The organism is Pseudonocardia sp. WMMC193 (assembly GCF_021728735.1).
Lineage (GTDB): Bacteria > Actinomycetota > Actinomycetes > Mycobacteriales > Pseudonocardiaceae > Pseudonocardia > Pseudonocardia oroxyli.
This window is the reverse complement of the sequence record NZ_JAKKDO010000003.1, coordinates 242,919-257,662: the sequence shown is the minus strand read 5'-3', so window position 1 is coordinate 257,662 and position 14,744 is coordinate 242,919. Positions and strand designations below refer to the sequence as shown.

13 protein-coding genes are annotated in these 14,744 nt (G+C 73.9%); 3 read left to right on the top strand and 10 right to left on the bottom strand.

The genetic code is table 11. The annotated features are described in order from the left end of the window. Window positions 1–34: 34 nt before the first annotated feature. From pucD to L3X23_RS02530, 4 genes are read right to left on the bottom strand one after another with little or no spacing between them, the layout of a single operon-like run. Complete coding sequence (gene pucD / locus L3X23_RS02545) at window positions 35–2,311, bottom strand: xanthine dehydrogenase subunit D (RefSeq protein WP_237190497.1); 2,277 nt, start codon at window positions 2,309–2,311, stop codon at window positions 35–37. Beyond that, on the bottom strand, window positions 2,308–3,648 hold the full coding sequence (locus L3X23_RS02540) for an 8-oxoguanine deaminase (RefSeq protein ID WP_237190496.1): 1,341 nt from the start codon (window positions 3,646–3,648) through the stop codon (window positions 2,308–2,310). Before L3X23_RS02540 ends, pucD begins: the two co-directional genes overlap by 4 nt. After that, on the bottom strand, window positions 3,645–4,103 hold the full coding sequence (locus L3X23_RS02535; protein WP_237190495.1) for a (2Fe-2S)-binding protein: 459 nt from the start codon (window positions 4,101–4,103) through the stop codon (window positions 3,645–3,647). The genes L3X23_RS02540 and L3X23_RS02535 overlap by 4 nt, the downstream gene beginning before the upstream one ends. Continuing rightward, window positions 4,100–4,981: a xanthine dehydrogenase family protein subunit M gene (locus L3X23_RS02530; protein ID WP_237190494.1), complete on the bottom strand. Its 882-nt coding sequence runs from the start codon at window positions 4,979–4,981 to the stop codon at window positions 4,100–4,102. Before L3X23_RS02530 ends, L3X23_RS02535 begins: the two co-directional genes overlap by 4 nt. Window positions 4,982–5,074: 93 nt before the next feature. Between L3X23_RS02530 and L3X23_RS02525 the strand changes: the two genes are divergently transcribed. Then, entirely contained in the window at window positions 5,075–6,571 is a 1,497-nt protein-coding gene (locus L3X23_RS02525) for a PucR family transcriptional regulator (protein ID WP_237190493.1), read from the top strand. A gap of 7 nt (window positions 6,572–6,578) precedes the next feature. Here L3X23_RS02525 and L3X23_RS02520 read toward each other — a convergent pair whose 3' ends face one another. From L3X23_RS02520 to uraD (L3X23_RS35955), 6 genes are all read right to left on the bottom strand, one after another. Further along, complete coding sequence (locus L3X23_RS02520) at window positions 6,579–7,709, bottom strand: RNA polymerase sigma factor (RefSeq protein WP_374204812.1); 1,131 nt, start codon at window positions 7,707–7,709, stop codon at window positions 6,579–6,581. Then, window positions 7,709–8,122, bottom strand: a complete 414-nt coding sequence (locus L3X23_RS02515) for a YciI family protein (RefSeq protein ID WP_093087723.1) — start codon at window positions 8,120–8,122, stop codon at window positions 7,709–7,711. Before L3X23_RS02515 ends, L3X23_RS02520 begins: the two co-directional genes overlap by 1 nt. Window positions 8,123–8,210: 88 nt before the next feature. Next, window positions 8,211–9,035: a factor-independent urate hydroxylase gene (pucL, locus tag L3X23_RS02510; protein WP_237190492.1), complete on the bottom strand. Its 825-nt coding sequence runs from the start codon at window positions 9,033–9,035 to the stop codon at window positions 8,211–8,213. A gap of 3 nt (window positions 9,036–9,038) precedes the next feature. Further along, entirely contained in the window at window positions 9,039–9,332 is a 294-nt protein-coding gene (locus L3X23_RS02505) for a hydroxyisourate hydrolase (RefSeq protein ID WP_237190491.1), read from the bottom strand. Then, entirely contained in the window at window positions 9,329–9,793 is a 465-nt protein-coding gene (gene uraD, locus L3X23_RS02500; RefSeq protein WP_237190490.1) for a 2-oxo-4-hydroxy-4-carboxy-5-ureidoimidazoline decarboxylase, read from the bottom strand. Before uraD (L3X23_RS02500) ends, L3X23_RS02505 begins: the two co-directional genes overlap by 4 nt. Beyond that, complete coding sequence (uraD, locus tag L3X23_RS35955) at window positions 9,790–11,715, bottom strand: 2-oxo-4-hydroxy-4-carboxy-5-ureidoimidazoline decarboxylase (protein WP_237190489.1); 1,926 nt, start codon at window positions 11,713–11,715, stop codon at window positions 9,790–9,792. Before uraD (L3X23_RS35955) ends, uraD (L3X23_RS02500) begins: the two co-directional genes overlap by 4 nt. Window positions 11,716–11,915: 200 nt before the next feature. On the opposite strand from uraD (L3X23_RS35955), the gene L3X23_RS35950 reads away from it, so the two are divergent. Next, a complete protein-coding gene (locus L3X23_RS35950) occupies window positions 11,916–13,556 on the top strand; it encodes a helix-turn-helix domain-containing protein (protein ID WP_237190488.1) in 1,641 nt (546 codons plus the stop codon). Window positions 13,557–13,582: 26 nt separating this feature from the next. Next, entirely contained in the window at window positions 13,583–14,695 is a 1,113-nt protein-coding gene (locus L3X23_RS02485; RefSeq protein WP_237190487.1) for an NDMA-dependent alcohol dehydrogenase, read from the top strand. Window positions 14,696–14,744 lie beyond the last annotated feature (49 nt).

Below are 14,744 nucleotides of genomic sequence, written 5' to 3'. Positions count from 1 at the left end.
TGCTCGTGAGTGGTCAGTGGTGCCCTGGCACCACTTACCACTCACGGACGATGTGCTCGGGGCGGACGGGGACACGGCGCAGCGGCTTGCCGGTGGCGGCCCGGATGGCGGCGGCCACCGCCGGGCCCGACGAGATCGTCGGCGGCTCGCCGACGCCGCGGACCCCGTAGGGGGCGTGCGGATCGGCGTACTCCAGGACCTTCACCTGCATCGGCGGCATGTCCAGGATGGTGGGGATGAGGTAGTCGGTGAACGACGGGTTCTTCACGATCCCGTCCTGCACGACGATCTCCTCCATCAGCGCCAGGCCCATGCCCTGCGCGCTGCCGCCCTGGATCTGCCCGACGACGGCGTCCGGGTTCAGCGCCCGGCCCACGTCCTGCGCGGTGTCCAGCGCCACGACCTTGACCAGCCCCAGCTCGACGTCCACGTCCACCACCGCGCGGTGCGCGGAGAAGGCGTACTGCACGTGCGCGTTCCCCTGCCCCGTCTCCGGGTCGATCGGGTACGTGGGGCGGTGGCGCCACTCGACCGTCTCCTCGACGGGGTCGGTGAGGACCTCCGCCAGGGAGGCGACGACCTCCCCGCCCGCCGCGACGATCTTCTCCCCGTCCAGCCGGAGCTCCGCGCGCCCCAGCGCCTCCGACGCCCGACGCAGGACCGACGCCCGCACCGCCTCGCACGCCGCCTTCACGGCGCCGCCGGTGACGTAGGTCTGGCGGGAGGCGGACGTCGAGCCGCCGGAGCCGACGGTGGTGTCCTTCGGGTGCACCACGACCTGCTCCACACCCAGCTCGGTGCGGCAGATCTGCTGCTCGATGGTGATCAGCCCCTGGCCGACCTCCGCGGCCGCCGTGTGGACCGTCGCCACCGGCTCGCCGCCGACGACCTCCAGCCGCACGCGGGCGGTGGAGTAGTCGTCGAACCCCTCGGAGAACCCGACGTTCTTGTAGGTCACCGCGTACCCGATCCCGCGCCGCACACCCTCGCCGTGCGTGGTGTTCGACGCCCCGCCGGGGAGCTCGCGGATGTCCCGCTCGCCTGCGGGGTCCGCGGGCAGGGGCAGGTCGCGCACCGTGCGGATCAGCTCCGCCACGGGCGCCGCGGAGTCGACGACCTGGCCGGTGATGGTGAGGTCGCCCTCCACCATGCCGTTGAGCGCCCGGATCTCGACGCGGTCCATGCCGATCCGGTCGGCCAGCTCGTCCATCAGCGCCTCGTGCGCGAAGGCGGCCTGCACGCAGCCGAACCCGCGCATCGCTCCGCAGGTGGGGTTGTTCGTGTAGACCCCGCGGGCGTCCACGTGGACGTTCGGGATCCGGTACGGGCCCAGCCCGAGCGTGCCGCCGTTCCCGACGACGGCGGGCGTGGACGAGGCGTAGGCGCCGCCGTCGAACAGGATGTCCGCCTTGGCGTAGACCAGCTCGCCGGTCTCGCGGGCGCCGAACTCGTAGCGCAGCCACGCGGGGTGGCGGTGCACGTGCCCGAAGAACGACTCGTCCCGGGCGTAGCTCATCTTCACCGGCTTGCCGGTGTGCAGCGCGAGCAGGCAGGCGTGGACGTGCATCGACAGGTCCTCGCGGCCCCCGAACGCGCCCCCGACGCCGGCGAGGGTCAGCCGCACCTGCTCGGGCGGCAGCCCCAGCACCCGGCAGACCTGGCCCTGGTCGACGTGCAGCCACTGGGTGGCGACGTAGAGGTCGACACCGCCCTCGCCGTCCGGCACCGCCAGCCCGGACTCGGGCCCGAGGAAGGCCTGGTCCTGCATGCCGACCTCGAAGTCGAGGGAGACGACGACCGGCGCGGTCGGCGACGGGTCGCCGCGGCGGATCCTCAGGTCCCGCACCAGGTTGTCGTGGTCCGCGTGCACCCAGGGGGTGTCCGGGTCCAGCGCCGTGCGGGGGTCGGTGACCGCGGGCAGCACCTCGTAGTCCACGACGATCCGGGCCGCCGCGCGGCGGGCCGTCTCGGGATGGTCCGCCGCGACCAGCGCGACGGGTTCGCCCTGGTAGCGGACCACGCCGTCCGCCAGGGCCGGGGTGTCGAGGTGCTCCAGGCCCACGGCGTTCTCCCCCGGCACGTCCTTCGCCGTGAGGATCGCCGAGACACCCGGGACGCGCAGCGCGTCGGTGAGGTCGATCGCGCGGATCCGTGCGCTGGGGTGCGGGCTGCGCAGCGTGACACCCCAGACCATGTCGTCGTGCCAGAGGTCGGACGAGTACGCGAACTCGCCGGTGACCTTGAGGGTGCCGTCGGGGCGCGGCGGGGAGTCCCCCAGCCTGCCTGCCATGCGCGTTTCGGTCGAGGTCATGAGGCTTTCTCCAACAACGTGCGGTGGACGCGGACGCACTCCTGTGCCACGGCGTCGGTGTCCACGGTGGTGACCCGGTCGTGCTCGACGACGGGTCGGCCGTTCACGAGCAGCAGCTCCAGCGGCGGCGGGGAGCCGAGCACCAGGGCGGCCACGGGATCGGCGACGTCCGCGTGGCCCAGTCCGTCGAGCGCCCAGAGGGCCAGGTCGGCGAGCTTGCCCACCTCGATCGAGCCGATCTCCTGCTCGCGCCCGAGCACCCGGGCGCCGCCCATGGTGGCCAGCTCCAGGGCGTCCCGGACGGTCAGCGCGGTGGGGCCGCCGACGGCGCGGGCGAACAGCACCGCGTGCCGGACCTCCTCCAGGAGCGAGCCCGCCTCGTTGCTGGCCGCGCCGTCGACGCCGAGGCCGACGCGGGCGCCCGCGTCCCGCAGGTCGCGGGTGCGGGCGATCCCGGCCCCGAGCCGGGCGTTGGACGAGGGGCAGTGCGCCACCCCGGTCCGGGTGGCGCCGATCCGCTTCACCGCGGCGTCGTCGAAGTGGATGCCGTGGGCGAACCAGACGTCCGCGCCGGTCCAGCCCAGCGACTCGACGTACTCCAGCGGCGAGGAGCCGAAGCGCTCCCGGCAGAACTCGTCCTCGTCCGTGGTCTCGGCGAGGTGGGTGTGCAGCCGCACGCCGCGCCGCCGCGCCAGCTGCGCGGACTCGCGCATGAGCTCCCCGGTCACCGAGAACGGCGAGCAGGGGGCCAGCGCGACCTGGAGCATCGAGCCGGGCGACGGGTCGTGCCAGCGGTCGATCGCCGCCTCGGAGGCGGCCATGATCGCGTCCCGGTCCTCGACGACGTGGTCCGGCGGCAGGCCGCCGTCCTTCTGTCCCAGGTCCATCGAGCCGCGGCAGGGGTGGAACCGCAGGCCCACGTCGGCCGCCGCCCGGATCTCCGCGGCGAACACGTCCCCGCCCTCCCGGGGGAAGACGTAGTGGTGGTCGCTGCTGGTGGTGCAGCCGGTGAGCGCGAGCTGGGCCAGCGCGCCGGTCGCCCCGGTGTGGACGGCGTGCTCGTCGATGCCGGCCCAGACCGGGTAGAGCGTGGTCAGCCACTCGAACAGCGTGTGGTCGGCGGCGAGGCCGCGGGTGACCCACTGGTAGAGGTGGTTGTGGGTGTTGACGAACCCGGGGGTGAGCAGGCCGCCGCGCGCGTCGACGACCCGGTGGCCCTCGCGGCTCGGCGCCGGGCCCGCGCCCACCGCGGTGATCCGGTCGTCCTCGACGACGACGTGGCCGCCGGCGATCTCCGCGCCGGTCACGGTCACGACGTGGGCGTTCTCGATGATCATCGGTTCGCCGCCGCGGTCCGCACGGCGTCCAGGATCTTCTCGTAGCCCGTGCAGCGGCACAGGTTGCCCGCCAGGGCCTCCCGGATCTCCGGGTCGGACGGCGCCGGGTTGTGGTCCAGCAGGTCCTTCGTGGACATCAGGAAGCCGGGGGTGCAGAAGCCGCACTGCACCGCGCCCTTCTCCACGAAGGCCTGCTGCACCGGGTCCAGCTCGTCTCCCGCCAGACCCTCCACCGTGGTCACCTCGCGACCCTGCGCCTGGCCCGCGGCCACGAGGCACGCGCAGACGGGCGCCCCGTCGAGGTAGACGGTGCAGGAGCCGCACTCGCCCTGCTCACAGGCGTTCTTGGAGCCGGGCAGGCCCAGCCGCTCGCGCAGGGCGTAGAGCAGGCTCTCCCCCTCCCACACGTCGTCCGCCTCGCGGGCGACGCCGTTGACGGTCAGCTCGATCCTCATGCGGCGCTCCGGTTCTCGTCGCGGTAGGCGTCCCAGGCCCAGGTCGCGGTGCGACGGGCCATCACGGACAGGGCGTGGCTGCGGTAGGCGGCGGAGCCGCGGACGTCGTCGATCGGGGCGGCGGCGTCCCGGACCCGGCGGCCGAACTCCGTGGCCAGGGTCGCGGGCAGGGCGCCGCGGGAGCCCCACAGCCCCGCGGCCTCCAGCTCCCCGGCGAGGAACGCGGCGGCCTCGGGGGCGGGGCGCGGGGTGGGCGCGGCCGACCCGATGCCGGTCCCGACGGTGCGGGTGTCCGGGTGCAGCGCGAACCCGAAGGCGGACACCGCGATCACCATGGCGTTGCGGGTGCCGATCTTGGAGAACTGCTGCGGGCCCGACGGCGGGGTGACCAGCACGGCGGAGATGAGCTCGTCCGGCTCCAGCACCGAGCGCTTGACGCCGGTGAAGAACTCCGCCACCGGCACCTCGCGGGTGCCGCGCACCGAGCCGATCTCCACGGACGCGAACGCCGCGAGCAGCGCGGGGTGCGAGTCCCCCGCGGGCGAGGCCGCGCCGAGGTTCCCGCCGACCGTGCCGCGGTTGCGGATCTGCGGCGACCCGACCGTGCGGGCGGCCATCGCCAGGCCGGGCAGCAGGTGCCCCAGCTCGGAGATCACCCGGACGTACGGGACGCCCGCGCCCAGCCGCACCCGGCCGTCGTCGAGCGCCCAGTCGGCCAGCTCGGGGACCCGGTTGAGGTCGAGCAGGGCGGGCGGGCGTCGGTGGTCGAAGTTCAGCTCCACCATGACGTCCGTGCCGCCCGCGATCGCGACCGCGTCGGGATGCGCGGCCTTGCACTCGAGAGCCTCCGCCCAGGAGGTCGGCGCCAGGAAGTCCATGGCGAGAAGTACACCGTCGCTTCGTCACGATCAGGAGTCCCCGGTGCGACGAAGCCATGGCGGTCCCGCACGCCCGAGTTGTACGTTCCTCCAATGCTGCTGCGGGACCTGGTCGGGCGCGCCGACCTCCGGCTCCGGCTGCTCCACGGCGACGAGGCGGCCCTCGACCGCCCGGTGCGCTGGGTCTACACGACCGACCTACCCGATCCCGGGCGCTACCTGACCGGCGGCGAGCTGGTGATCAGCGGGCTGGTGTGGCGCCGGGGCACCGACGACGCCGAACGGTTCGTCAGCGCGCTCGCCAAGGCCCCGGTGGCGGCGCTGGCCGCGGGCGCCGCCGTCTTCCACGGCACCCCGGCGGACGTGGTCGAGGCCTGCGTCCGACACGGCGTCCCGCTGCTGGAGGTCCCCGAGGAGGTCTCCTTCGCGGCGGTGACCGAGTACGTCGTCGGCTCGGTGACCGCGGCGCGCGGCGACCGCCTCGCCGAGACCCTCGGCAGACAGCGCAGGCTGCTCGCGGCGGCCGCGAGCGGCGCCGGGCTGGACGAGCTGACCGCGCGGGTGGGGGCGGAGCTCGGCCGGACCTGCCGGGTGCTGTCGGCGACCGGGCGCGCGCTGGCGGGCCCGCCCCTGCCCGAGGACGAGCTGGCCGCCGCCGTCCGCACCTTCCTGACCGCCGAACGCCTGCCCGCCGAGGACCCGCAGCGATCCGTCTTCCCCGTCGGCCCGTCCTCCGAGCTGCGGGCGACCTCCTGGTTCGTCGTGGTCGACGGCGGCCCGGACCGCGAGCACACCGAGGCCGTCGGCGAGCTGGTCGCGGTGGCGGCGCTGGACCGGGCGCGGCGCGGCGAGGGCCTGCGGGTGGGCCGCGACATCGCCGACGACGCGATCGCCCTGGTCGCCGAGGGCGCCGACACGCGCCCGGAGCTGCCGGTGCGGCTGCGGCAGGCGGGGCTGGACCCGGCGGTGGAGCACGCGGTCGTCGTCGCCGCGTTCGAGGGGGCCGGGCGGGCGGAGACGGCGCGGTCGGTGCTGGTCGACGCCGCGGCGCACCTCGGACCACCGGTCGTCGGCACCCACGAGGGGCTCGCGGTCGCGTTCGTCCCGGGCGACCCGGCGGTCCTCGACACCGCGCTGCGCAGGCTCGCCCCCGGGTTCACCGCGGAACGGTTGACCGTCGGGATCAGCAGGCCCGCGGCGGTCGCCGCGCTGACCGGGGCGTTGCAGGAGGCCCGGCACGCCCGGTCGCTGGCCCAGCAGCGGCCCGGGGCGCTGCAGGTGGTGCGGGCCACCGAGGTGACCTCGCACGTCGCCCTGCTCGCCGCCGTGCCGGACGAGGTGCGCCGCAGCTTCGCGGGCCGGGTGCTCGCCCCGGTCCTGGCCTACGACGCCCGCAACGACGCGGGCCTCCTCGAGACGCTCGAGGCCTTCCTCGACTGCAACGGCAGCTGGAGCCGGGCCGCCGAACGCCTCCACCTGCACGTCAACACCGTGCGCTACCGCATCGGCCGGGTCGAGGAACTGACCGCCCGCGACCTGGGCGACTTCCGAGACCGCGTCGACGTCTTCCTCGCCCTGCGCTCCCGCTGACCCGGGGTCAGGCGCGGGCGTTCAGGCGCGCGGCCTGGCGGATCAGGTGGGTGCGTTCCGCCTCCGTCGGGGCGCGGTGTGCGGCGTCGGCGTACAGCCGGGCGGCGAGCGCGCGGTCACCGGCGCGCTCGTGCAGGTAGGCCGCCGCGGCGGTGTGGCGGGGCAGGTCCGGGTCGAGCTCCGCCAGCGCCGCCAGCCCCGCCGGGGCCCCGTCCGCCTCCCCCACCGCGACGGCGCGGTTGAGCCGGACGACGGGGCTGTCGGTGAGCCGGACGAGCTCGTCGTACCACTCCACGATCTGCACCCAGTCGGTCTCCGCGGCGGTCTGCGCGTCCGCGTGCAGGGCGGCGATCGCCGCCTGCGCCTGGAACTCCCCCAACCGGTCGCGGGCGAGCGCGGCCTGCAGGATCCCGACGCCCTCGGTGATCGCCATCGTGTCCCAGCGCCCCCGGTCCTGCTCGGCGAGCGGGACCAGGCTGCCGTCCGGCGCGGTGCGGGAGGGCCGCCGGGCGTGGTGCAGCAGCATCAGCGCCAGCAGGCCCGCGACCTCCGGGTGGTCGATGCCCGCCGCGAGCCCGCGGGTCAGCCGGATCGCCTCCGCGGCCAGGTCGACGTCTCCGGAGTAGCCCTCGTTGAACACCAGATAGAGCGTGCGCAGCACCGTCCCGACGTCTCCGTTGCGGTCGAACCGCACGCCGGACACCGTCTTCTTGGCCCGGCTGATCCGCTGCGCCATGGTCGCCTCGGGGACGAGGTAGGCTTGCGCGATCTGCCTCGTGGTCAGCCCGCCGACGGCCCGCAGGGTCAGCGCCACCGCCGACGCGGGCGTGAGCGACGGGTGGGCACAGCGGAAGTAGAGCTGCAGGGTGTCGTCCACCCCGGACACCGGGCCCGGCTCCGGCTCGGCGTCCACCCGGTCCTCCCGGCGGCGGCGGGCCGCCTCCGACCGGCTCGCGTCGAGGAACTTGCGCCAGGCCACCGTCACCAGCCAGGCCTTGAGGTCCGCGGGGTGCTCGGCCGCGCGGACCGCCTCGACGAGCGCCTCCTGCACGGCGTCCTCGGCCGCCGCGAAGTCGGCTCCGCGGCGGACGAGGACACCGAGGACCCCCGGCACGAGCTCCCGGAGGCGGTCCTCCATCAGTGGCAGTCCAGGTCGGACGACGGCGCGCTCAGGAAGGGCCGGACCTCGAGCCACTCGTGGATCGGCTTCCCGTCCTTGCCGGGCGCCGCGGACAGCTCCCCCGCCAGCGCGTAGGCGCGCTCCGCGCTGTCCACGTCGATGATCATCCAGCCCGCGATCAGGTCCTTGGTCTCGGCGAACGGGCCGTCGGTGACCGGCGGGCGGCCCTCGCCGTCGTACCGGACCCAGCGGCCCTCCGGGGCCAGCGCCTGCCCGTCGACGAACTCCCCGGACTCCTCCAGCGTGGCCGCGAAGTCCCGCATGTACTGGACGTGGGCCGAGATCTCCTCGGGGGTCCACTGGTCCATCGGGACGTCGTTGGCCGGAGCAGGCGCGCCGCGGTAGTGCTTGAGCAGCAGGTACTTCGCCATGGGAGGTCTCCTTCGTCGTCGCGGCCCATTCTGGCCGCGTTCGACCCTGGGACGGAGCCGCCCCCGGCTTCTCGACATCCCTCCCGAACTAGCTCCTGCCGACGGTCGCCCGGATCAGCCCGTAGGGCCGGTCCGCGGCGTGGAAGACCTCGTTCGGGTTCTCCAGGCCGAAGGGCGACAGGTCGACGACGAAGTGGTGCTTGTTCGGCGCCGACAGCGCGATCTCGGTGATCTCCGGGTGCGCCTCCAGGACGGCCCGGCCCATCTCCCACAGGGTCTGCTGCAGCGCGAGGGAGTGCACGGACGCGAAGCGCTCCACCAGGATCGCCCGCACGTCGGTCCAGGTCTTGTTCCAGTCGACGTCCGTGCCGGCGTAGGTCCAGGTGCCGACCAGGGACGTCGACATGATCCGGTCGTGGGTCTCCTGCAGGGTCGTGTACTCGTCGCGCAGGAACCCGGCGAACTCGGAGCCGGTGGACTTGAGCAGCACGAGGTCCTTGAGCCCGGAGGTCACCTTCTCGACCTCGCCCACCTCCACGACGGTCGTCCGGACCTCGGACTGCTTCCGCACCCAGGAGTGGTCGTTCACCCGCTCCCACGAGTACTCCTCCACCTCGACGCGGGCGCCGTCGACGGGCTCGACGTCCGCCACGAAGTGCCGCGCCAGGGTCAGCGCGTAGTCCTCGATCTCCCGCAGCCCGTGCTTCTTGGCGTAGGCGTACACGGTGTTCTTCTGGGTGTCGGTCGGCAGGACGCGGGACTGGTCCCCGGCGAGGTGGGCCGCGGTGAAGTCCCCGCGCAGCGCGGTCGAGACGGTCACGTCCCGGATCTCGTGGCGGGCGGTGTCGCGGTGGATGCGCACCACCCGGTTCTCGGCCTTGCCGTAGTCGTTGGCGCCCAGCGTGATCGTCATCTGTCAGCTCCCGCGGTAGGTGGAGTAGGCGAAGGGGGACAGCAGCAGCGGCACGTGGTGGTGGCGTGCCGGGTCGGTCACCGTGAACGCCACGGTGACCTCGGGGTAGAACTCCGACCACGCCGCCGTGGCGAAGGTCAGGGTGTGGACGCCCGCCCCGGGCTCGACGAGCCGGCCCCGGCCGTCGGCGTCGGTGACGATCCGGTCGCGCTCGCGCCCGCCGGTCCGCAGCACGACGACCATGCCCGCGGCCGGGGTGCCGGAGGTCGCGTCGAGCACGTGGGTCGACAGCGTCATCGCAGCACCCGGTCCAGGCGCAGCCGGTTGATCGCGGCCAGCTCGCCGAGCGCGACGGCCCGCTCGGTGTCCGCCGGGTTGGCGAGCCGGGCCCGCAGCGTGACCAGCAGGTCCTCGGCGCTGCGTCCCTCTGCGCAGACCAGGTAGACCCGGCCGAACCGCTCCTCGTAGGCCCGGTTGCCCTCGGCGAGCGCGGTCAGCGTCTCCGGGGGCGCGGACGCCACGCCCGCCTGCTCGTGGGCGGCCTGTCCCCGCGCGGTCGGGTCCCCGATGCGCGGATGTGCGGCCAGCGCGGCGTCGAGATCGGTGGGATCCAGCGCGGCCGATGCGGCCGCCTGCAGCGCCTCCACCGTCCCGTACGGCCTGCCCGCCACCACCTCCCGCGCCCAGCGGGGAGCCGCGCAGACCCGCAGGAGCAGGGCCTGCGCCTCGTCGTCGGGCAGGGTGTCGAAGGCGGTCATCGGGCGCTGGTCCCGAACGACGCGGCCCGCGCGGCCGCGATGGGGTTGGCCTCCGCCACGAGGGTCTCGAACCGCCGGTTGGCGACCTTCGCGATCTCGATCAGCGCGGCCGCGTGCTCCTGCGCGGGCGAGTTGCCCAGCCGCCGCAGACCCTCGGCGAGGATCGCCGCGCGGTCGGGGTGCTCGCGCACGCACACGATGAGCGGGATGCCGAACCGCTCCCGGTAGGCGGCGGCCAGGGACGCGAACTCGTCGCGGTCGGCGTCGGCCAGCCGGGTCAGGCCCGCACACTCCTGGTCGGCGAGCGAGTCGTCGTCGAGCAGGTCCCCGCCGAGGTCCGGGTAGGCCGCCATGAGCGCCTCCTGCTCCTCCCGCGGCGCGGAGAACAACGCCTCCTGGAACGCGGTCCGCAGGGCGCCGGTGTCTGCGAAGGGCTTGCGGTCGTACGCCCGCCCGACCACGTCCGTCGGGCCCTGGAAGAGCCTGCCGAAGGCGGCGACGAACTCGTCCCGGCCCATCCGGTTGATCGCGTTCAGCCGCAGCGTCGGCTCACCGGGGGCGCCCGCGATGGCGGGCCCGCGGCCGACGTGGTGGAACACGACGTTGAGCAGGATCGCCGTGATGCTGCCGAGCGTGATGCCCGAGCCGAAGATGATCTGCGCCCAGCCGGGCAGGGCCTTGGCCACGTCGGGCTGGGCGGTGACGAACATCGCGAGCCCCAGCGAGGTCCCGACGATCACGACGTTGCGGTGGTCGTGGAAGTCCACCCGGGAGAGCGTCTGCACGCCGACGACCGCGACGGTGGCGAACATCGCCAGCGCGGCGCCGCCGAGCACCGGGTGCGGGATGCTCGCCACCACCGCGCCCGCCTTGGGGATCAACCCGATGACGATCATGAACACGCCCGCCGCGGCCACGACGTAGCGGCTCTTCACCCGGGTCAGCCGCACGAGCCCGACGTTCTCGGCGAAGCAGGTGTAGGGGAACGAGTTGAGGACGCCGCCGATCGTCGTGGCGAGCCCGTCCGCGCGCAGCGCCCGGGCGACGTCCTCCTTGCCGACCCGCTTGTCCACGATCTCGCCGGTCGCGAACACGTCCCCGGTGGTCTCGACGGCGGTGATCAGCATGACCACGATCATCGAGACGATGGCGGCGCCCGCGAACCGCGGCCAGCCGAAGTAGAACGGGGTCGTCACGCCGAACCAGGACGAGTCCCCCACCGAGGAGAAGGAGACGTCGCCCAGCAGCCAGGCCACGGCCGTGCCCAGCACCAGGCCGATCAGCACGGCGACGGTGGCGGCGAACCCGCGGAACACCCGCTGGATCACCACGATGACGGCGAGCGTGCCCAGGGCGTAGGCCAGGTACCGGCCGTGGGTGGGGTCGGGGTTCGAGCCGCCGCCGACGGCGTCGAGCGCGGCGACCGGCAGCAGCGCGAGGCCGATGATCGTGATCACCGTGCCGGTGACGACCGGAGGGAAGAAGCGGATCAGCTTCGAGAACCACGGGGCGATGAGGAAGGTGAACAGGCCGGCGACGATCACCGAGCCGTAGATCACCAGCAGGCCGTCGGTCCCGCCGCCCGCGGCCAGCGCGATCGCGATCATGGGGCTGACGGCGGTGAACGTGACGCCCTGGAGCAGCGGCAGCCGCACCCCCACCTTCCAGAACCCCACGGACTGGATGATCGAGGCGATGCCGCAGGTGAAGAGGTCCGCGTTGATCAGGTGGATGAGCTCGCGCTCGGACAGCCCGATCGCCCCGGCGAGCAGGATCGGCACGATCACCGCGCCCGCGTAGAAGGCGAGCACGTGTTGCACGCCGTAGATCGCGAGCTTCCCCACCGGGAGGACCTCGTCCACCGGGTGCGGGCGGCGGGCGGGGGTCGAGCGTTTCCGGGTCGGACGGTCGGGGACGCGCACGGATCACCTCGTCGTGTTCGGCGGTGCTGGTCGGGCGTGAGCCGCCTCATACGGTGGCCCCGGCGCCGGGGAGGCGGGCAGGGGCGGACCGCACGAACGACGGCCGCACAGCCCCCGCGTCTTCGTGCGATCGCACAAGCCTGCCCGAAGGACTAGTCCGGACGGGCGGGCGGGCCCCGACTCGTGAGAGGGTCCGTCGGGTGTACCCCGAGCGTCCGGTGATCGCCTCGTCGTGGCGGCGCACCGAGCGGTACGGCCTCTCCCCGTCCAGCCGCGTCGACCCCGAGGACGTCGAGCCGGTCGACGCCGCGAGCAGGCTCCGCCGGGCCGCCGACCCCGTCCTCTCCCACCTGGCGGCGAGCCTGGACGGCGCCCCGTACACGGTGATCCTCGCCGACCACGACGCGCGGCTCGTCGACCTGCGGTTCGGCCTGCCCTCGGCGCGGGACGAGATCGAGGGGCTCGGGGTGGTGATCGGGAGCCAGTTCCTCGAGTCCTCCACCGGCACGAACTCGATCGCGACGGTGTTCGAGACCCGCACCGGGGTGGCGGTGCACGGCGAGGAGCACTACCTGGAGGCCTTCCGCGGCCTCGCCTGCTACGGCCTGCCGATCCTCGACCCGTCGACCCGGCGCGCCGCGGGCGTCCTCGACATCACCTGTCCCCAGGACCACGCGAGCTCGCTGCTGCGGCCGTTCCTGCTGCGCGGTGTGCGGGAGATCGAGGCGCGGCTGCTCGGGGACGTCCGGCAGGCCCGCCGCGGTCTGCTCGAGGCGTTCGACCTCGCCTCCACCCGCCCGGACGCCGCGGTGATCGCGCTGGGGGTCGACGTCGTGCTCACCAACGACGCGGCCGCCGAGCTCCTCCAGCCCGCCGACCACGCCGCGCTCCGGACCCTCGCCGACGAGATCCAGCGGGCGCGCGGGCGCGACTGGCGCTGCACGTTCACGCTGACGTCCGGCCGGGAGGTGGACCTGGAGGCGACCGTCGTCGACGGGGGGACGCTCGTCCGGGCCGAGCTCGCCCACCGGCGCGCCCCGGTGCCCCGACAGGTCCGCAGCGCCACCCAGTGGGAGGCCTGGCCGCACGCCGAGCTGGCCCGCTACCGCGTCGACGGCACGTCGGTGCTCGTCCGCGGCGAGTCGGGCACGGGCAGGCGGACCGTCGCCCGCGAGCTCGCCGGAGCCGCCTCCACCGAGCTCGACGGCACCACCGCGACGGTCGCGGACGTCGACGCCGTCCCCCCGGACGTGGCCACGATCGTGGTCACGGACGTCGAGCTGCTCGCGCCCGCCGCCGCCGTCGCCCTGGAACGGCTCGCCCGCGGTCACCGGCTCGTGCTCACCGCGGCCACCGGCACCCTCGATCCCCGCACGACCGCGCTGACCGCCCGCTGCCCCGTGCACCTGGAGCTGCCGACGTTGCGTTCGCGGCGGGACCGGATACCGGCGCTCGCCGCGGCCATGCTGGCCGAGGCGGGCCCCGACCTGCGGTTCACCCCCGGCGCGCTGGCCGTCCTCGCCGCGCAGGACTGGCCGGGGAACCTCGGCGAGCTGGCCGCCGTCGTCGCCCACGTGGCGCGGCGGCGGCAGGCGGGCGACATCACCGACGCGGACCTCCCCCGCGGCCACCGGGAGCCCCGGGCGCCCGTCGGCGGTGCGCTGCGCCAGGCCGAGCGCGACGCGGTGGTCGACGCCCTGCGGACCTGCTGCGGCAACAAGGTGCAGGCCGCCGACATGCTCGGGATCAGCCGGAACACGCTCTACCGCTACATCCGCCAGTACCGGATCGGGGTGTCCCACAACGGCACAGTTGAGGTCGCCGGTCCGCGGCCAGGCTGAGGGTCCGCCACTGTCGAGGAGGACATGTGAAGACCAAGGCCGCCGTCGTGTACGAGACCGGCAAGCCGATCGAGATCGAGGAGCTGGACCTGGACGGCCCCCGCGAGGGCGAGGTCCTGATCCGCTACACCTACGCGGGCCTGTGCCACTCCGACGTCCACATCTCCCACGGCGACCTCGAGGCACGCCTGCCGATGGTCCTCGGGCACGAGGGCGCGGGGATCATCGAAGAGGTCGGGCCCGGTGTCACCCGGGTCAAGGCCGGCGACCACGTCGTCTGCTCGTTCATCCCCAACTGCGGGGTCTGTCGCTGGTGTGCCACCGGCCAGCAGGCCATCTGCGACATGGGCGCCACCATCCTCGAGGGCTACCTGCCCGGCGAGCGGTTCCCGTTCACCGGCCCGCAGGGCAACTACGGCGCCATGTGCATGCTGGGCACCTTCTCCCAGTACGCCACCATCCACCAGAACTCGGTGGTCAAGGTGGACGACGACCTGCCCCTGGACAAGGCCGTGCTCGTCGGCTGCGGCGTGCCCACCGGCTGGGGCTCGGCGGTCAACGCCGCCGACGTGCGGCCCGGTGAGACCGTGATCGTCTCCGGCGTCGGCGGCATCGGCATCAACGCCGTACAGGGCGCCCGCTACGCCGGCGCCAAGAACCTCATCGCCGTCGACCCGCTGCAGAACAAGCGGGAGAAGGCCATGGAGCTCGGCGCCACCCACGCCGTCGGCTCCATCGAGGAGGCCGCCGACCTCGCCCGGTCGATGACCAACGGCAACGGCGCCGACAAGGCCGTCGTGACCGCGGGCATCGTCACCGAGGAGATCGTCACCGGCGCGTTCGACGCGATCGGCAAGGGCGGCACCGTGGTGCTGACCGGGCTGAACAAGCTCTCGACGCAGAACGTCAACCTGCCCGGCTCGATCATGACCCTGTTCAAGAAGACGGTGAAGGGCTCGCTGTTCGGCGACTGCAACCCCACCACCGACATCCCGAAGATCCTGGGGCTGTACCAGTCCGGCGACCTCAAGCTCGACGAGCTGATCACCAAGACCTACTCCCTGGAGCAGGTCAACGAGGGCTACGACGACCTGCTCAACGGCAAGAACGTCCGCGGCGTGCTCATCCACGAGCACTGATCCGACCCACTCCGCCTGCTGCCGTCCCCCCGCGGCCACGCAGCGTCCC